Genomic DNA, 16,747 nt, shown 5'->3' with positions numbered 1-16,747 from the left:
CATCACCCTCCCACACCTGCAGGGCCGTTCCGCGCGACGATGGCACCATGCGCATCGCCATCACCGGCTCGTCCGGCCTCATCGGCTCCACCCTGGTCCGCTCCCTGCGCTCCGACCGGCACGAGGTCCTACGCCTCGTCAGGCGGGAGCCGTCGGGGCCGGGCGAGGTGCGCTGGGACCCGCAGGGCGGCACCGTCGACATCGCGGCGCTCGAGGGCGTGGAGGCCGTCGTCCACCTCGCGGGCGCCGGAGTCGGCGACCACCGCTGGACGGACGCGTACAGGCGGACCATCCGTGACAGCCGCGTGCGGGGCACCGCCACCCTCGCGCGGGCCCTCGCCTCCCTGGACACCCCGCCGCGGTTGCTGGTGAGCGGCTCCGGCATCACCGCGTACGGCGACACCGGTGACCGCCGGGTCGACGAGGGCGCCCCGCTCGGCACCGGCTTCCTCGCATCCGTGTGCCGCGACTGGGAGGCCGCGGCCGAGCCGGCCCGTGACGCCGGTGTGCGCACCGCCTTCGCCCGTACCGGCCTGGTCGTCTCCGGCAGGGGCGGCGCGTGGGGCCGGCTCTTCCCGCTCTTCCAGGCGGGTCTGGGCGGCCGGCTCGGTGACGGACGCCAGTACTGGAGCTTCATCTCGCTGCACGACCAGATCGCGGCGCTGCGGCACATCGTCGACACCGACTCCGTCTCCGGGCCGGTCAACATGTGCGCGCCCGAGGCGCTGACCAACGCCGAAGTGACCCGCGCGATGGGACGGGTGCTGCGCCGGCCCACGGTCTTCGCGGTTCCCGGACCCGTGTTGCGGGCGGTGGTCGGGGAGTTCGCCACCGAGATCCTCGGCAGCACCCGTGCGGTGCCGCGCGTGCTGCTGGACTCCGGGTTCCGCTGGGCCCACCCCGGGATCGACGAGGCGATCCGCGCCGCGCTGGCCGAAGAAAGGCACTGAATGCCACCCGCCGCCGTTTTCCGGCATCACTTGGCGCGGTAGTGGGCATGACGGTTCCAGCGCCAGCTGACGCGAGCGGGGAAACGTGCCGACCTCGGGGAGGGGCATCGTGCTCTCTACAGCACGCTCTACGGGTTCACGAACGGACGTGTGCGTGATAGGGGCCGGCCTCGCCGGTCTCTCCGCGGCACGTCACCTCAGCGATGCGGGACTCACCGTCACCGTGCTCGAGGCCGAGGACCGGGTCGGTGGCCGGATGGCCACCGAGAAGGTCGACGGCTTCCTCCTGGACCGCGGGCCGCAGCTGCTCAACAGCTCCTATCCGGAGCTTGGCCGCATCCCGGAACTACGGGGGCTGCAGCTGCGGCCGCTGGCGCCCGGGGTCCTGGTGCGGTCCGCCGGACGCGGCTACCGCGTCGGCGATCCGCGCGCCGCGCTCGCGGCGGCCCGCGCGCCGATCGGCTCGCCCCTGGACAAGGCCCGGTTGCGGACGGCCCTCAACCGCCTTGCCGACGCGCCCGCGGAGCGCCTGATGGAGCGCCCGGAGTCCACGGCCGCCGCCGCCCTGGCCTCGCGCGGCTTCGCACCCCGCACGGTGGACGGGTACCTGCGGCCGCTGCTGTCCGCACTGCTCTGCGACCCCGACCTCACGACGTCCAGCCGGGTCGCCGACCTGGTCCTGCGCGGCTTCGCCCTCGGCCGCACATGCCTGCCGGCCGGCGGCGCGGCGACGGTGCCGCAGGCACTCGCGGCCGCGCTGCCGGCCGGCACGGTCCGCACCGGGGTGCGGGCCGTCGCCGCGGCCACGAACGGCGTCCGCACCGAGGGCGGCGACGAGATCCCCTGCCGCGCCGTGGTCGTCGCCACCGGGGCCGGTGCGGCGGCCGGACTGCTGCCCGGGCTGCGCCTGCCCGCCTTCCACGGCGTCACCGTCCTGCACCACGCCGCGCCGTCGGCGCCGCTGAAGCAGCCCACGCTCGTACTCGACGGGGACCGGCGCGGCCCCGTCTCGCACACGTTCCCGGCCAGCCTGGTCGACCCGACCCGCGCTCCCGTGGGCCGCGCCCTGGTCACGTCGGTGCTGCTGGGCCGTGCCGCCACCCCCGCGCCGGACGACATCGCCGTCCGAGCCCACCTCGCGGAGCTGTACGGCACGTCCACGGCCGGGTGGGAGCTGCTCGCCGTCCACCACGACGCGCAAGCGCTGCCCGCGATGACCGCACCGCACGACCTGCGCCGGCCGGTGCGGATCATGCAGGGCCTCTACGTCTGCGGCGACCACCGCGACACCAGCACCGTCCAGGGCGCCCTCCTCTCCGGCCGCCGCGCCGCCCGGCGCCTCCTGCGCGACGCGGGGCTGCGCCAGAGCCCCGGCGCGCAGCCGCTGGCGGCGTAGAGGACGCAGGGGGCGTAGGGGACGCAGGGCCTCCGCCGGTCTCAGTGGTGTCGGATCTGCTGGGTGCTTCGACCCTCCCGGGCGCTTCGGCTCTCCCTGCGTCTCGCGCCCTACGGGCGCAGAGCGGCGGGCAGCGGACGGGGAGGGTGCCTGCTGGGGGTCGGCTCCGACACGCGGGTTGGTGGGCGGCAAGGGTTCCGGCACCGGAAGGCACCCGCTCCGGAGCCTGAACCCCCGCCACGCACCCGTCCGCACACACCGGGGGAGAGCTGTCCCAACCGCCCCGTCCACAACCCGCGTCTTCGCGCCCTGAAGGACGCGAGACGGATCCGCACCCACCCACGAGCGCGACCACCTGATCGCCTGCGACTCCCGGGACGTCACCCCACGGGGACGCCCAGGGCCGCCGCGCGCTCATGGAAGGCGCGGACCGGGACGGCGTCGCGGTGGTGGTCGAGACGGCGGCTGAAGTCGCGGACGTACTCGACGGCGCGGAGCGAGCGCATCTCGACGGCGGCCTGCATGGCCTCCGCGCCGAGGGCGCAGGCGGCGTCGACCTCGCCGAGGCCGAGCCGCGCGGTGGCCAGCACCGTGCGGCAGAAGACGCGGCTGCGGGCGTACGCGTGGCCGCGCAGGTGCAGCGAGCGCTCGGCGTGCTGGGAGGCCGCGCGGTACTGACCGAGATCGCGATGGCAGTGGCCGAACTCGTCCGCCAGTTGGGCCTCGTCGAAGAAGCGCGCCCAGGACGGGACGTCGTCGCCGCTCCTGGCCGCCTCCAGGGCGCGTTCGGCCCGCACCAGTGCCGCCGTGCAGGCCCGGACGTCGCCGAGCAGTCCGTGCCCGCGCGCCTCCGCCGCGTGGAAGAGCGCCTGTACGGCCGGCGAGGCACCGCTTCCGACGCCCTGCTGGGCGACCCGGGCCAGTTGGACGGCCTCGCGGCCGTGCCCGAGATAGACCGCCTGGCGGCTCATGGTGATCAGGACGTACCCGCCGTAGACCCGGTCCCCGGCGGCCTGCGCGAGTCTCAGGGCCTGCACGAAGTAGCGCTGGGCGAGCCCGTGGGCGCCGATGTCGTACGAGGTCCATCCCGCGAGCCGGGTGAGGTCGGCGACCGCTGCGAAGAGGCGGCGGCCGGTGGTCTCGCCGTAGCTGCCGCGCAGCATGGGTTCGGCCTCGTGCTCCAGGTAGCGGACGAGGGCCTGCCTCGCGTGGCCGCCGCCATAGGCGTTGTCCAGGGTGCGGAAGAGCTCGCCGACGGTCCGCAGGGCGGCGATGTCCCCCGTGCCCACCCGCTGTCCGCCGCCCCCTGGCCCCGCGGACGCCACAGGCGCGGCGGCCGCGGCCTGCGCGGGCGCCCCGTGTAAGGCGCCGCCCGCGCGCTGCGCCGGCAGCCGCGCCGCCCCCGGACCGCATCCGTTCCCCGGGCCCGGCCCGCCGGCCGGCACGGCCCCCGGCTCGGGCCCGCGCCCCACCCGGTCGTCCGCCCGACCGATCAGCCAGTCGCGGCTGGGCACGACCAGTCCCGCGGGGGTGAACGCGATCTTGCGCAGGTCGGCCTGGTTGCCCGTGTCCTTGCGCCACAGCCCGGAGGCGATCTCCACGGCCTCCTCGGGCGTGGAGGCGTACTCCAGACCCGCGTAGACGGGCGCGACCGCGTCGAGGCCGAGGTCGTGGGCGGACAGCCGCCGGCCGAGCCGCCGGGTGAAGACCTCGGCGATGAGGGCGGGCGTCGTGCCGCGGGGCTGCTGGCCGCGCAGCCACCGGGTGACGGAGGTCTTGTCGTACCGCAGGTCCAGGCCGTGCTCGACGCCGAGCTGGTCCACCCGGCGGGCGAGCCCGGCGTTGGAGAACCCGGCTTCGGCGATCAGGGTGGCAAGTCGGCGGTTCGGGGGGCGCTGCGAGGAACGGTCGGACATCAGTGGTGCGGTCCCCTGCCTTCCGGGCGTGCGGGTGTGCGGGCGGTCGCGTTCAGGCGCGGCGTCGCGGACATCCGGGCGTGCGCCGCCCGCAGCTCGCGGCCCGTCCGCAGAACGGCGTGAATGTAACGTTCTGTATCGACTCGCTCCCCGCACGAGCGCTCCGCATTCCCCGCATCGGGTGAACCTGCACCCGTATATCGGCGGAACGCTTCCCCTCTCCTCCGCCCTGCTGCTAGGTCACCCGGCCGCGTGCAGGACGCCACCCCGCCCGACGTACAGTTGCTGAGGCGCCCTAGACGCGTGGTGGGGCGCCGCAAAGGACCACAAAGGGAGCGGCCGTGAGTGACCTGCGCTTCGTCCACCTGGGCTTCGGCGAGGACGCGGTGGAGTACCGGGAGGCGTGGGAGGAGCAGCGCCGCGTGCACGCCGCGCGCTTCGCCGACGAGATCCCCGACACGTGCCTGCTGCTGGAACACCCGCCCGTCTACACCGCGGGCCGCCGCACCGAGGACAGCGAGCGCCCGCTGGACGGCACCCCTGTGGTGGACGTGGACCGCGGCGGGAAGATCACCTGGCACGGGCCGGGCCAGCTGGTCGGCTACCCGATCCTGAAGCTGCCGCGACCGGTGGACGTGGTGGCCCATGTGCGCCGGCTGGAGGAGGCGCTGATCAACGCGTGCGCCGAGTTCGGCCTGGAGACCACGCGGGTGGAGGGCCGCAGCGGCGTGTGGGTGCTGGGCGACCCGGTCGAGGACCGGCCGCCGGTGATCCCGGGGCTGACGCTGGACTTCGACCCGCGGCTGCAGGACCCGGAGTTCGACCCCCGCCTCTCGGGCCCCGAGTACGCCCCGTCCAACGCCGGCCAGCGCCGCGAGGACCGCAAGCTCGCCGCGATCGGCATCCGCGTCGCGAAGGGCGTGACGATGCACGGCTTCGCGCTGAACGTGAACCCCGACAACACCTGGTTCGACCGGATCGTGCCGTGCGGCATCCGGGACGCCGGCGTGGCCTCGCTCAGCAACGAGCTCGGCCGCGAGGTCTCCGTCGCCGAGGTGGTCCCGGTGGTGGAGAAGCACCTGCGGCTGGTCCTGGAGTCGGCCAAGCCGCTCCCGAGGGTCGTCCAGGAATCCACAGGCGTACGCTGATGTTCACCAAGGAAACGAAGCCTCGAGAGGGAGTCGGACGTGTCCGCTGTCGCGCCTGAAGGCCGCAAGATGCTGCGTCTGGAGGTCCGCAACAGCCAGACCCCCATCGAGCGCAAGCCCGAGTGGATCAAGACCCGGGCCAAGATGGGTCCGGAGTACACCGAGCTGCACGGCCTGGTGAAGCGCGAGGGCCTGCACACGGTCTGCCAGGAGGCGGGCTGCCCCAACATCTTCGAGTGCTGGGAGGACCGAGAGGCCACCTTCCTCATCGGCGGCGACCAGTGCACCCGGCGCTGCGACTTCTGCCAGATCGACACCGGCAAGCCGCAGGCCCTCGACCGTGACGAGCCGCGCCGCGTGGGCGAGTCCGTCGTCACCATGGACCTGAACTACGCCACCATCACCGGCGTCGCCCGCGACGACCTCGAGGACGGCGGCGCCTGGCTGTACGCCGAGACCGTGCGGCAGATCCACGCCATGACCGCCGACCGGGCCGCCGGCCGCACCAAGGTCGAGCTGCTGATCCCCGACTTCAACGCGGTCCCCGAGCAGCTCGCCGAGGTCTTCGGCGCCCGTCCCGAGGTGCTGGCCCACAACGTGGAGACCGTGCCGCGGATCTTCCGGCGGATCCGACCGGGCTTCCGCTACGAGCGCTCCCTGGAGGTCATCACCAAGGCGCGCGAGGCGGGTCTGGTGACCAAGTCCAACCTCATCCTCGGGATGGGCGAGGAGCGCGCGGAGATCAGCCAGGCGCTGCAGGACCTGCACGACGCGGGCTGCGAGCTCATCACCATCACCCAGTACCTGCGCCCGAGCCTGCGGCACCACCCGGTGGAGCGCTGGGTGAAGCCCCAGGAGTTCGTGGAGCTGAAGGAGGAGGCCGAGGAGATCGGCTTCGCCGGCGTCATGTCGGGCCCGCTCGTGCGCTCCTCGTACCGGGCCGGCCGGCTCTTCCAGCAGGCCGTCGAGCGCCGCGGCGAGCGCGGCGAGATCGTCGCCGCGCAGGCGGTCTGATCACGCTGCGCTGATCTCCAACTCGCCGCCGGCAACGTGCGGTTCGTCACGTCGGGGGCCTTCTCAAGGCCCTCGACGTGTTTCTGACGTGCGGCGCTCGCCCGGCGACCGCCCGCAGCCACCGCCGGGGCTTCACGACGGTTTGACCGACCGGTCACTGGCTGGTAACACAATGTGGTGACTCTGGATAAGCGGACCATCCGACCGCGTCTGAGCCGTCCTGAGGGGGACACCACCATGCAGGCCGCACACCTCCACCGCCAGAGCACCCTTCCCGGCGCCGCCGCCGGCGCGCTGCGCGCCGTGGAGCACCTGCTGTTCCGCCGCGCCGAGGAGACGGCCCGCCGCAACGCCTGGTCCGCGGTGCTGGAGGACCGCAAGCGCGCCAAGGACCGCCGCGAGGCCCAGCACGTGATGGACGCCCTGGTGGCCTCGAGGACCCCGCGCGGCGACGTCTTGTAGAGAGCCTTCCGGGGACGTCCCCGACGCCCCGGACGTCCGCGAAGTACCGCGGCGCCACCCCCGGGCGCGGAGCGGACCCCCTCCGGTGGGGCCCTGGGAGCCTGGGGCACGTATCCTGTGCGGCATGGCGAGGGATACATCCGAGAGCAACCCTGGGCGCCTGAAGCAGATCGCCCAGACCTACAAGATGACCAAGCGGGTCGACTCCAAGGTCGGTCTCGTCCTTGCGGCTGTGGGAATCGTCACCTTCGGTGTCATCCTCGCCATCGGCTTCTTGATCGGTCACGAGATCTACGCGGGCATCCTGGGCTTTCTGCTGGCCCTGCTGGCGATGGCGGTGGTCTTCGGACGGCGTGCCGAGAAGGCCGCGTTCGGCCAGCTCGACGGACAGCCCGGCGCCGCAGCCGCGGTGCTGGACAACGTCGGCCGCGGCTGGTCGGTGACCCCGGCGGTCGCGATGACCCGGAGCCAGGACGTCGTGCACCGCGCGGTCGGCAAGGCCGGCATCGTCCTGGTGGGCGAGGGCAACCCGAACCGCTTGAGGGGCCTGCTGGCCTCGGAGAAGAAGAAGATGGCGCGCATCGTCGTCGACGTCCCGGTCACCGACTTCATCGTGGGCAACGGCGAGGGCGAAGTGCCCCTGAAGAAGATCCGCACCACACTGATGAAGCTGCCCCGGGTCCTGCCCGGCCCCAAGGTCACCGAGGTCAACGACCGGCTCCGGGCGCTCGGCGACCTGATGAGCAACATGCCGGTGCCGAAGGGCCCGCTCCCCAAGGGCATGCGCATGCCGAAGGGCCGCTGATCGCTGATCGCTGTCGCTGATCACATACGAACGGAACACGAAGTGCCCCGGACGACCGACTCGTCCGGGGCACTCCCGTCTTCTGGGCGACGCGTCGCGGCGCGGTCACATCCGGACCTGGACCGCCTTCACGGCCCGGTCGTGCATGCCGCGGGTGTCGCGGTCCCAGACCACCGCGGGGACGACCAGCAGGAGCAGCAGCGTCCGCAGCACCGCCGCGCCGAGGCCGAGCCGCCCGCCGTCCTGCCGCACCACCCGCAGCCCCAGCAGGCGCTTGCCGGGGGTGGTGCCGACGGTGCCCAGCAGCAGCACGCTCATGACGCCGAAGACCACCGTGGTCCACGGGTTGGCCGCGGCGGCGTCACGGTGCGCGATCAGCCCGTATGCGATCAGCGCGCACAGGCCCCAGTCGATGAAGAGGGCGCCGACGCGCCGCCCGACCGGGGCGATCGAACCGGGGCCGTGCTCCGGCAGTCCGAGGCGCTTCCCGCGGTAGCCGAAGTCGACGCCCATCCGCTCCGCGGCGGCCTTCGGGCCCTCGATCCACGATCCGATGACATCCCTGTTGTCCACGGCACCACCGTAACCCGCCGCGCCGGGACGCCCGCGTCCGACCCGTCACCCGCGCACCGGCTCGGTTAACCTGCAGGAAACAGTCGGGTCACGAGAGGGAAATGCCCGATCCGTAGGGTCGGTAGAACGTGCGCCACCGCACTGGTCGCACCCATGAGCTGCAATCCGGCCTCCCGGGGCCGGGCCAAGGAGGAGTTGGATGTCGTTCCAAAACGCCGACGAGGTGAAGAAGTTCATCTCGGACAACGACGTCAAGTTCGTGGACGTCCGGTTCTGCGACCTGCCCGGTGTGATGCAGCACTTCACCGTCCCCGTCGAGTCCTTCGACCCGGACGAGCAGCTGATGTTCGACGGGTCCTCGATCCGCGGCTTCCAGGCCATCCACGAGTCCGACATGGCCCTGGTGCCGGACCTCTCCACGGCCAAGCTGGACCCGTTCCGCAAGGACTCCACGCTCAACGTCAACTTCTTCATCCACGACCCGATCACCGGCGAGCAGTACAGCCGTGACCCGCGGAACGTGGCGAAGAAGGCCGAGGCCTACCTCGCCTCCTCCGGCATCGCCGACACCGCGTACTTCGGCCCCGAGGCCGAGTTCTACGTCTTCGACAGCGCCCGCTTCGAGACCAGCGCGAACCAGTCCTTCTACCACATCGACTCCGAGGCCGGCGCCTGGAACAGCGGTGCGGAGCAGGACAACCGCGGCTACAAGGTCAAGTACAAGGGCGGCTACTTCCCCGTCCCGCCGGTCGACCACTTCGCCGACCTGCGCGCCGAGATCACCCTGGAGCTGATCAAGTCCGGCCTGCAGGTCGAGCGCCAGCACCACGAGGTGGGCACCGCCGGCCAGGCCGAGATCAACTACAAGTTCAACACGCTGCTCGCCGCGGCCGACGACCTGATGCTCTTCAAGTACATCGTGAAGAACGTCGCCTGGCGCGCCGGCAAGACCGCGACCTTCATGCCCAAGCCGATCTTCGGCGACAACGGCTCCGGCATGCACGTCCACCAGTCCCTGTGGTCCGCCGGTGACCCGCTCTTCTACGACGAGCAGGGCTACGCGGGCCTGTCCGACACCGCCCGCTACTACATCGGCGGCATCCTCAAGCACGCCCCGGCGCTGCTGGCCTTCACCAACCCGACGGTGAACTCCTACCACCGCCTGGTCCCCGGCTTCGAGGCCCCGGTCAACCTGGTCTACTCGCAGCGCAACCGCTCCGCCGCCATCCGCATCCCGATCACGGGTGCGAACCCCAAGGCCAAGCGCATCGAGTTCCGCGCCCCGGACTCCTCCGGCAACCCGTACCTGGCCTTCTCGGCGCTGCTGCTGGCCGGCCTCGACGGCATCAAGAACAAGATCGAGCCGGCCGAGCCCGTCGACAAGGACCTCTACGAGCTCGCCCCCGAGGAGCACGCGGGCGTCCCGCAGGTCCCGACCTCGCTGTCGGCGGTCCTGGAGTCCCTCGAGGCCGACCACGAGTTCCTCCTCCAGGGCGGTGTCTTCACCTCCGACCTGATCGAGACCTGGATCGACTACAAGCGGACCAACGAGATCGCCCCGATCGCGCTGCGCCCGCACCCGCACGAGTTCGAGCTCTACTTCGACGTGTGATACCGCCCCCGGGGACGTGGACTTCCGCTCCCCCGGGCCGGGCTGTGCGTGGGCCGTCGGCCGTGTCCTTCCTCCCGGGAAGGGCGCGGCCGACGGCTTTCCGCCGTCCGGGGCGCGTACGGCGCGGGGGGTGGGAGGATCGCGGTGCTGTGCCGTCCGTGCCCCTGCCCGTGCCCGCCGCGCCCTGTGCCGTGCCGAGGAGGATCCGCGATGCCGTCCGCCGTACTGGAGCACACCTTCCGGATAGCCGCGCCGCCGGAGGAGGTCTTCACGCACCTGGCCGAGCCCGCGCACTACATCGGGCTGTCGCCGCTCCTGGTCGACGTACGCGATGTGCGGCCAGAGGCCGGTGGAGTGCGCTACACCGCCGTGGAGCGGTTCAGGTTCCTGGGCCTGCTGCGCCACGACAACGTCATCGACGTCACGCTCGTCGTCGTTCCGGACCGGCTGCCGGACGCCGCGGAGATCTGCGGCGAGGTGCGCAGCCCCGCCCGGGTGCGCATGGGCTACCGCTTCGCCATCGACCGCGACGGCGCCGGCAGCCTCGTCACCGACACCCTGCGCCTGCGCACACCCCCCGGCCTGCTGCGCTTCGCCGCCGCCCAGGCCGGGGCCGTCCAGCAGGCCAGGGCCCGGGTCCTCAGGGGCCGGCTGGAGCGGCCCCCCTGAGGGGCGCCGCCCGTCAGGCCAGACGGGCCACGCCGCCGTAGAAGCCGATGTCACCGGAGCGCGGCGGAAGCGGGGCTTCGGGGCGCCAGAAGGGGACCTGGACGAGTCCCGGCTCCTCGAGTGCGAAGCCGTCGAAGAACCGCTCGACCTCGGCTCGGGTGCGCAGGTTCAGGGTGGCGGTGGCGTTGTTGTAGACGGCCTGCGCGTCGCTGCGGTCGGCGAAGTCGCCTGTGGCGTGCGAGAGCACCAGGTAGCTGCCGGCCGGGAGCGCGTCGCGCAGGGTGGCGATCACCTCCGCGGGCTTCTCCTCGTCGGTGAGGAAGTGGAGGACCGCGACGAGGAGCAGGGCGACCGGTTCGCCGAAGTCGATGACCCGGCGGACGTCGGGGTGGTCCAGGACGGCCCGCGGATCGCGCAGATCGGCGAGCACGACGCTGGTGGCGCCCGAGCGGCCGAGCAGGGCGTTGGCGTGGGCGTTCACGATCGGGTCGTTGTCGACGTACGCGATCCGGACGTCCGGCGCCACTTCCTGTGCGGTCTCGTGCACGTTGGGCGACGTGGGCAGGCCGGTGCCGACGTCGAGGATCTGGCGGACGCCGCTGCCGACCACGTGGCGGACGGCGCGGCGCAGGAAGGCCCGGTTGGCGCGGACGCCGATCCTCACCTCGGGCGCCGCGACGGCGAGCGCGTCGGCGGCCTTGCGGTCCACCGCGTAGTTGTCCTTGCCGCCCAGCAGGTAGTCGTAGATCCGCGCGGGGTGCGGCCTGCCGGTGTCGATCTCCTCGGCGCTGAAGCCGTTCTCCATCACGCTGCGCTCCTCTCGGCGGCCGTCCGGGGCTCGGCCCGGCACCGCTGACGCCAGCCTTTCATATCGTCAACTGCGGTGGCGAAGGGGATAGTTCCTGGTCCGGGGGGAGTGCGGGGGCGCGGGCCGGCCCCGCGGTCAGCGCAGCGCGCAGTCCCCGCACAACCCGCCGCCGGGCACCCGGTAGTACAGGCAGCAGCTTCGCCGCGTGTAGGCGGGCGCGCCAGGCCCGCCGACCCGGAGGCCGCCCGCGTCCCGCAGCAGCGGGTCCGCCATCAGCTCCCCGACCAGCGCGACGGCACGGCCGGCCTCCCCGGGCCGCTCGCCCTCCCCCAGACACCACGCGTGCAGCACACGCAAGGTACCGGCGAGAGCCGAAGCGGCGTTGCCCCACAGCAATCCCGGTGCGACGCCCGACACCGCGTGCACGGCCTCGCACAGGGGCAGCAGGTGTCCCAGGAGCACGTCCTCGCGCAGCCGGCCGGCGGGCACCTCCGGGGCGTCGTCCGGCAGCCAGAGCTCGTCCGGGGTGGAGCGGCCGGGATGCCACCACAGGCGGCCGCCGGACAGGTCCGGCATGCGGCCGGTCAGCGCCGCCGGGCCGAGCGCGACCGACCACAGCCGCGCGGCCAGGCCCTGCTGGGCCAGCGAGGCGGCGACGCGGGGCTCCGGGGTGCCGAGCCGTCGCCCCACCGCCGCCACCCGTCCGGTGAGGGCGGGCGAGGGCCGCTGCGCGTAGACCTCCGCGAGCGGCACGAAGCCCTCCGCGTGCGGCTGCCCCGGCCCGGTGCGTACGGCGAAGAACGGTCCCGGGCCGCCTGCGCCGGTCAGCGCGCCCACCAGCCCCTGACGAGCCGGCGGAAGCGGCTCGCGTCGGCCCGCTCGACGGCGGCATCGCGGCTGGTCGGAGTGCTCACGCCGGGCACTGTGCCATACGGCGCCGCTCACAACCAGCCGTTGCGCCGGAATCCGCGGTGGATGGCGAAGCAGATGACGGCCATGACGCCCAGCGCGAGCGGATAGCCGTAGGTCCAGCGCAGTTCCGGCATGTGCTCGAAGTTCATGCCGTACAGGCCGCAGATCATGGTGGGGACGGCGAGGACGGCGACCCACGCGCTGATCTTGCGCATGTCCTCGTTCTGGGCCATGGTCACCTGCGCGATGTTGGCCTGGAGTATCGAGTTGAGCAGCTCGTCGAAGGCGTTGACCTGCTCGGTGGCGCGGGCGAGGTGGTCGGCGGCGTCGCGGAAGTAGGTCCGCAGGTCGGCGTCGACGCCGGGCAGCCGGTCCTCGGCCAGCCGCTGGAGGGGGCGGCCGAGCGGGGCCACGGCCCGCTTGAGCTCCAGCAGTTCGCGCTTGAGCTGGTAGATCCGGCCGACGTCGGAACCGCGGCCGCCGTGGTCGGCGAAGACGTCCGTCTCGACCTGCTCGATGTCGGCTTGCACCGCGGAGGTGACGGCGAGGTACTCGTCGACGACGTGGTCGGCGATGGCGTGCAGGACGGCGGCCGGCCCCTTGGCCAGCTGATCGGGAACGGTCTCCAGGCCCTCCCGGAGCGGGCCGAGGGAACCGTGGCCGCCGTGCCGTACCGTGATGACGAAGTCGTGCCCGGTGAAGACCATGAGGTCGCCGGTGTCCACGACCTCGCTGGTGGCGGTGAGCCGGTCGTGCTCGACGTAGCGGGCGGTCTTGAACACGGTGAACAGGGTGTCGCCGTAGAGCTCCAGCTTGGGCCGCTGATGCGCGTGCACGGCGTCCTCGACGGCGAGCGGGTGGAGCCCGAAGAGCTCCGCGACACCGGCGAACTCCGCCTCGGACGGCTCGTGCAGCCCGATCCACACGAAGCCCCGGCCGGACTTGCGGACCCGGGCGATCGCCTCGTGGGCGGCGCAGTCGTCCTGCCGCACTCCGTCCGCGTAGAGCACGCAGTTCACCACCGCGCTGCCCAGCGGGGAACGCGCCGGATGGCTGAGGTCCACACGCGGTCGGCGTATGTGGGTGAGGCGGACGGCTTTGCGGAGATTGCTGATCATGGACAAGGAAGGCTCCTCCACCGGCGTGCGGCCGCCAGTATCGCCTACGACCGCCGGGTCGGGCGGCCCTCCCGCCCGTGCGCACAAGGGACGTGCGACGCCTCCGCCGTCCGCCCGCGGAGGCGCTCGCACACGGCCGCGCCACCGCCCGCCGAGTGGCGTGCCGTGCCTTCCCAAAGGCGTCCACCACGTCCGATTACCGTGTAATGCCAGGAATGTGACATACGCGACACGGCGTTGGAGCATGCCACCGCCCCACCGCGCCGTTCAGGGGGGCGCCGCCCGCCGGGGCATGCGGCCGGGACGGGACCTGGTTCGCCGGGCGCGCGGAACTTCTCTTACACTCCGTAGGGCTCCGGCCGGTGCAGGCCCGGGCATGCCACGTACTCCGCAGAGATGGGTCACATGAGCGCCATCAGTATCGGTCAGGCAGCTGTGCTCGGCGTTGTGGAGGGGGTCACCGAGTTCCTCCCGATCTCGTCCACCGGCCACCTGAAGATCACCGAGGGCCTGATGGGCATCCCGGTGGACGACAAGGCGGTCGTCGCCTTCTCCGCGGTCATCCAGTCCGGCGCGATCGCCGCCGTGCTGGTCTACTTCTTCAAGGACATCGTCCGGATCTGCAAGGCGTGGTTCACCGGCCTCGTCAACCGCGAGGAGCGCTACCACCACGACTACAAGTTCGGCTGGTGGGTGATCTTCGCGACGATCCCGATCGTGATCGTGGGTCTTGCGGCCAAGCCGCTCATCGAGGGGCCGCTGGCCTCGCTGTGGGTGGTCGCGGGCTCGCTGATCGTCGGCAGCGGCGTGATGTGGGCGGCCGACCAGATGGGCCGCCACAAGCGCGGGGAGGACGACACGACGTTCAAGGACGCGATGCTCGTCGGCTCCTCGCAGATCCTCGCCCTCCTCTTCCCCGGCTTCTCCCGTTCCGGCGCGACGATGTCTACCGCGCTCATCCTCGACCTGGACCGGGTCGCCGCCACGCGGCTCTCCTTCTTCCTGGGCATCCCCGCGCTGACCGGCGCCGGCCTGTACGAGCTCAAGGACGCGCTGGGCGCCGGGGTGGACACGGCGCCGCTCGTCGTCGGGACGGCCGTCTCCTTCGTCGTCGCCTACGCGTCGATCGCCTGGTTGCTGAAGTTCGTCGCCAAGCACTCGTTCAACGCCTTCATCGTCTACCGGCTGGTGATCGGCGTGCTCCTCTTCGGCCTGCTCGGCACGAACGTCATCAGCGCGTAGTCGCCGGTCAGCCGGGCAGGCCCGGCCGCGCGCCCGTCCCGAGGGGCGGACGGTACGGCGGCCGGTTCCGGAGGAAAGCGGCAGCCGGGCCGCCCGCCCGCCCCGCTCGGTTACCCGCCGGTTCCCGATATTCGCAGGGGTCGAACGGTCGTTTACGCACTTGGTCTTTGTCACCAAGTACCGGCGCGGCGTCCTCGACGACGAGATGCTGACGAGCTGCGAAGAGGTCATGCGCAAGGTCTGCGAGGACTTCGGAGCGGAACTGAAGGAGTTCAACGGCGAGGCTGACCACGTCCACCTGCTCGTGCACTACCCGCCGAAGGTCGCGCTCGCCAGCCTGATCAACAGCCTCAAGCGGCCGCCCCTGGAGGCCGCGTTCCCCGCGGCGCTCGGCGCCGACGTACGCGCCGTCACCGCCCTGCTTCCGCTCCCGCGCTTCGGTCCCCGCCGGGAGGACGGGGCTGCTCTCACCGCCCGGCAGCGCGGGTCAGGACGCCCGGGCGGGAGCTATCGGCCATCCGTTCTCGACGGCTTCGAGGCTCTGATGTGCAGCAGCCACGGACCCTCCACCGTCGCGCCGCACGAAGACGACGCCCCGCCGTCGCGTATGCCATTCCCACGCCAGTGCCCGCTCGGTCACCGCGGATTCCACGAGCGTCGGCGCGTCCGCGCCAGGCCATGCCGCGGCGGGGGCACGGTGGTGCCGGCGTTGAGGACCTCGATGGACCACCCGTCCGCTGCCGAGCCCGAAACGACGGGCACTGCGCAAGTCGCCCACCGGGCGCAGAGCCCTGACGGCGCGTCACATGACGTCGGCCGAGGCCAGCAGCTCGGTCACGCGCGCCGCGAAGCGGGCGTCGCAGGGGTGGGGGTCACCGGTGCGCACGGCCGTGAGCAGGGCGTCTATGGCATTGCCGAAGGCCGGCCCGGGCCCGTCGGCGCGGCCGGGGAGCGAGGCGACGCCGGAGGTGCCGCGCAGCTCGACGGTCATGCCCGCGGCGGCCGGAGGGGTGGTGAGGCTCAGCGCCGCCGTGCTGGAGGCGCCGGTGTCGTGCCGCAGCACCAGATGGACGGTGTCGCCCGGGCCCTGGACTGCGGTGAGCGCGGTGACGTCCCCGAGGACCGGGAGCAGCACGGACAGGGCGTGCGGACCGACGTCCCACAGCGCGCCCTTCTCGCGCCGCCAGGGCGACGCCGCGAAAGGGCTGTCCCCGGAGGTGAACACCGCGCCGAGCCACTCCACCCGGGCGGTGAACCAGCCGTCGACGGCGGCCTGTTCCTCGACCCAGGCGGAGCTGGCGGCGTCGAAGCGGAGGGTGAAGAAGACCACCGACGCGACCCCGGCGGCCTCGGCGGCGTCGGCGACGCGCCGGGCGTCCGCCACGGTCGTCGCGACCGGCTTGTCGAGCAGCAGGTGCCGTCCGGCCTCGGCGGCGCGTACGGCCAGCGGGGCCTGTACGTCCGGGGGCAGGGCGATGGCGACGGCGTCCACGTCGGCGATGAGCTCGTCCGCGTCGGCGTAGGCGCGGGTGCCGAGGGTGGCGGCGAGCGCGGCCGCCGCCTCGGGGCGGCGGCCCCAGAGCCCGGTGAACTCGACGTCGGGGTGGGCGGCGAGGGCGGGACCGTGGGCGATCTCCGCCCAGGGGCCGGTGCCGAGGAGTCCGATGCGCATGGTCACCGCTCCCCCGCCGGCTCGGTGCGGCTGCGGTACGAGGCGCGGTCGAGGTCGACGACGTCGACCGCGGTCTGCACGACGAGCCCCGGGGACGGTGCGAGGTGCTTGGGCAGCAGTTCCAGGACGGCCTCGCTCAGCCGTGCCTTGGCCTCGCAGGTCCGCCCGGACAGGATGGCGGCCCGGACGAGGACCAGCGCGCGCTCGGGGGCGCCGTCGGCGAGGACGTACTCGTCGGACCGGCGGAAGCGGGTCGTGCACGCCTCCACCTTGGTGTCGATGAGCTCGGCGACGAGCGGGTGCAGCGCGGTCGCGAAGCCGCGCCGGTCGAACGCGTCCGCGAGGTTGCCGGTGTAGTCCACGGTGATGTGAGGCATGGCACACACCCTACGTCCCGGGTCGCGCACACCCGCGGGCGGCTTCACGGGCGCCCGCCCCGAGGCGGTGCGA

16 protein-coding genes and 1 pseudogene are annotated in these 16,747 nt (G+C 72.8%); 10 read left to right on the top strand and 7 right to left on the bottom strand.

Translation table 11 applies throughout. The features are described from left to right. Positions 1–47: 47 nt before the first annotated feature. Together ACRWND_RS05190 and ACRWND_RS05185 are read left to right on the top strand one after the other, a co-directional pair. Positions 48–950 carry a TIGR01777 family oxidoreductase gene (locus tag ACRWND_RS05190; RefSeq protein WP_431946370.1) on the top strand — a complete coding sequence of 301 codons (903 nt, stop codon included), beginning with the start codon at positions 48–50 and terminating at the stop codon, positions 948–950. Positions 951–1,104: 154 nt separating this feature from the next. Next, the gene (locus ACRWND_RS05185; protein WP_431946368.1) at positions 1,105–2,346 is read left to right on the top strand and encodes an NAD(P)/FAD-dependent oxidoreductase; all 1,242 of its coding nucleotides are present in this window, start codon (positions 1,105–1,107) and stop codon (positions 2,344–2,346) included. A gap of 380 nt (positions 2,347–2,726) precedes the next feature. On the opposite strand, the gene ACRWND_RS05180 is transcribed toward ACRWND_RS05185, so the two are convergent. Beyond that, positions 2,727–4,262 (bottom strand): regulator, encoded by a 1,536-nt coding sequence (locus ACRWND_RS05180; RefSeq protein ID WP_431946366.1) that lies wholly within the window; start codon positions 4,260–4,262, stop codon positions 2,727–2,729. Positions 4,263–4,603: 341 nt separating this feature from the next. Here ACRWND_RS05180 and lipB point away from each other — a divergent pair, with 341 nt between their 5' ends. The 4 genes from lipB to ACRWND_RS05160 all read left to right on the top strand — a co-directional run bounded on the left by lipB (position 4,604) and on the right by ACRWND_RS05160 (position 7,691). Continuing rightward, positions 4,604–5,410 (top strand): lipoyl(octanoyl) transferase LipB, encoded by an 807-nt coding sequence (gene lipB, locus ACRWND_RS05175; RefSeq protein WP_431946364.1) that lies wholly within the window; start codon positions 4,604–4,606, stop codon positions 5,408–5,410. A gap of 39 nt (positions 5,411–5,449) precedes the next feature. Continuing rightward, entirely contained in the window at positions 5,450–6,424 is a 975-nt protein-coding gene (gene lipA, locus ACRWND_RS05170) for a lipoyl synthase (protein WP_431946362.1), read from the top strand. A gap of 237 nt (positions 6,425–6,661) precedes the next feature. Then, a complete protein-coding gene (locus ACRWND_RS05165) occupies positions 6,662–6,886 on the top strand; it encodes an SCO2195 family GlnR-regulated protein (RefSeq protein WP_431946360.1) in 225 nt (74 codons plus the stop codon). Between the two features lie 124 nt (positions 6,887–7,010). Beyond that, positions 7,011–7,691 (top strand): DUF4191 domain-containing protein, encoded by a 681-nt coding sequence (locus ACRWND_RS05160; protein ID WP_431946358.1) that lies wholly within the window; start codon positions 7,011–7,013, stop codon positions 7,689–7,691. 105 nt (positions 7,692–7,796) lie between these two features. On the opposite strand, the gene ACRWND_RS05155 is transcribed toward ACRWND_RS05160, so the two are convergent. Beyond that, positions 7,797–8,264, bottom strand: a complete 468-nt coding sequence (locus tag ACRWND_RS05155) for an RDD family protein (protein ID WP_431946356.1) — start codon at positions 8,262–8,264, stop codon at positions 7,797–7,799. Positions 8,265–8,463: 199 nt separating this feature from the next. Between ACRWND_RS05155 and glnA the strand changes: the two genes are divergently transcribed. Next, positions 8,464–9,876 (top strand): type I glutamate--ammonia ligase, encoded by a 1,413-nt coding sequence (glnA, locus tag ACRWND_RS05150; RefSeq protein WP_431946354.1) that lies wholly within the window; start codon positions 8,464–8,466, stop codon positions 9,874–9,876. Between the two features lie 210 nt (positions 9,877–10,086). Beyond that, positions 10,087–10,545, top strand: a complete 459-nt coding sequence (locus ACRWND_RS05145; RefSeq protein ID WP_431946352.1) for an SRPBCC family protein — start codon at positions 10,087–10,089, stop codon at positions 10,543–10,545. A gap of 13 nt (positions 10,546–10,558) precedes the next feature. On the opposite strand, the gene ACRWND_RS05140 is transcribed toward ACRWND_RS05145, so the two are convergent. The 3 genes from ACRWND_RS05140 to ACRWND_RS05130 form a co-directional block, all read right to left on the bottom strand. Continuing rightward, positions 10,559–11,350, bottom strand: coding sequence for an SAM-dependent methyltransferase (locus ACRWND_RS05140; protein WP_431946463.1), 792 nt, complete (start codon positions 11,348–11,350; stop codon positions 10,559–10,561). Between the two features lie 138 nt (positions 11,351–11,488). Beyond that, positions 11,489–12,190: a (2Fe-2S)-binding protein gene (locus ACRWND_RS05135; protein WP_431946350.1), complete on the bottom strand. Its 702-nt coding sequence runs from the start codon at positions 12,188–12,190 to the stop codon at positions 11,489–11,491. Between the two features lie 104 nt (positions 12,191–12,294). Continuing rightward, positions 12,295–13,383, bottom strand: a complete 1,089-nt coding sequence (locus ACRWND_RS05130) for a magnesium and cobalt transport protein CorA (protein WP_431946348.1) — start codon at positions 13,381–13,383, stop codon at positions 12,295–12,297. Between the two features lie 405 nt (positions 13,384–13,788). Here ACRWND_RS05130 and ACRWND_RS05125 point away from each other — a divergent pair, with 405 nt between their 5' ends. Further along, positions 13,789–14,625 carry an undecaprenyl-diphosphate phosphatase gene (locus ACRWND_RS05125; RefSeq protein WP_431946346.1) on the top strand — a complete coding sequence of 279 codons (837 nt, stop codon included), beginning with the start codon at positions 13,789–13,791 and terminating at the stop codon, positions 14,623–14,625. Positions 14,626–14,754: 129 nt separating this feature from the next. Continuing rightward, positions 14,755–14,980 (top strand): annotated as a pseudogene (tnpA, locus tag ACRWND_RS05120) (IS200/IS605 family transposase); the annotation flags it as partial. 447 nt (positions 14,981–15,427) lie between these two features. Here tnpA and ACRWND_RS05115 read toward each other — a convergent pair. Then, positions 15,428–16,297, bottom strand: coding sequence for a Gfo/Idh/MocA family protein (locus ACRWND_RS05115; protein WP_431946344.1), 870 nt, complete (start codon positions 16,295–16,297; stop codon positions 15,428–15,430). A 2-nt stretch (positions 16,298–16,299) separates the two neighbouring features. Next, on the bottom strand, positions 16,300–16,674 hold the full coding sequence (locus tag ACRWND_RS05110) for a 5-carboxymethyl-2-hydroxymuconate Delta-isomerase (protein ID WP_431946342.1): 375 nt from the start codon (positions 16,672–16,674) through the stop codon (positions 16,300–16,302). Positions 16,675–16,747: the final 73 nt, after the last annotated feature.

This window comes from Actinacidiphila sp. bgisy167 (assembly GCF_965342175.1).
In the GTDB taxonomy this organism is placed as follows: Bacteria; Actinomycetota; Actinomycetes; order Streptomycetales; family Streptomycetaceae; genus Actinacidiphila.
Note: the sequence above shows the minus strand (reverse complement) of the source record. Positions and strands in the feature narration are given on the sequence as shown.

Coding starts and splice junctions, on each gene's coding strand:
- ACRWND_RS05190 (WP_431946370.1), top strand. CDS start 48: ATGCGCATCGCCATCACCGGCTCGTCCGGCCTCATCGGCTCCACCCTG.
- ACRWND_RS05180 (WP_431946366.1), bottom strand. CDS start 4,262: ATGTCCGACCGTTCCTCGCAGCGCCCCCCGAACCGCCGACTTGCCACC.
- ACRWND_RS05165 (WP_431946360.1), top strand. CDS start 6,662: ATGCAGGCCGCACACCTCCACCGCCAGAGCACCCTTCCCGGCGCCGCC.
- ACRWND_RS05160 (WP_431946358.1), top strand. CDS start 7,011: ATGGCGAGGGATACATCCGAGAGCAACCCTGGGCGCCTGAAGCAGATC.
- glnA (WP_431946354.1), top strand. CDS start 8,464: ATGTCGTTCCAAAACGCCGACGAGGTGAAGAAGTTCATCTCGGACAAC.
- ACRWND_RS05145 (WP_431946352.1), top strand. CDS start 10,087: ATGCCGTCCGCCGTACTGGAGCACACCTTCCGGATAGCCGCGCCGCCG.
- ACRWND_RS05140 (WP_431946463.1), bottom strand. CDS start 11,350: ATGGAGAACGGCTTCAGCGCCGAGGAGATCGACACCGGCAGGCCGCAC.
- ACRWND_RS05130 (WP_431946348.1), bottom strand. CDS start 13,383: ATGATCAGCAATCTCCGCAAAGCCGTCCGCCTCACCCACATACGCCGA.
- ACRWND_RS05125 (WP_431946346.1), top strand. CDS start 13,789: ATGAGCGCCATCAGTATCGGTCAGGCAGCTGTGCTCGGCGTTGTGGAG.
- ACRWND_RS05115 (WP_431946344.1), bottom strand. CDS start 16,297: ATGCGCATCGGACTCCTCGGCACCGGCCCCTGGGCGGAGATCGCCCAC.
- ACRWND_RS05110 (WP_431946342.1), bottom strand. CDS start 16,674: ATGCCTCACATCACCGTGGACTACACCGGCAACCTCGCGGACGCGTTC.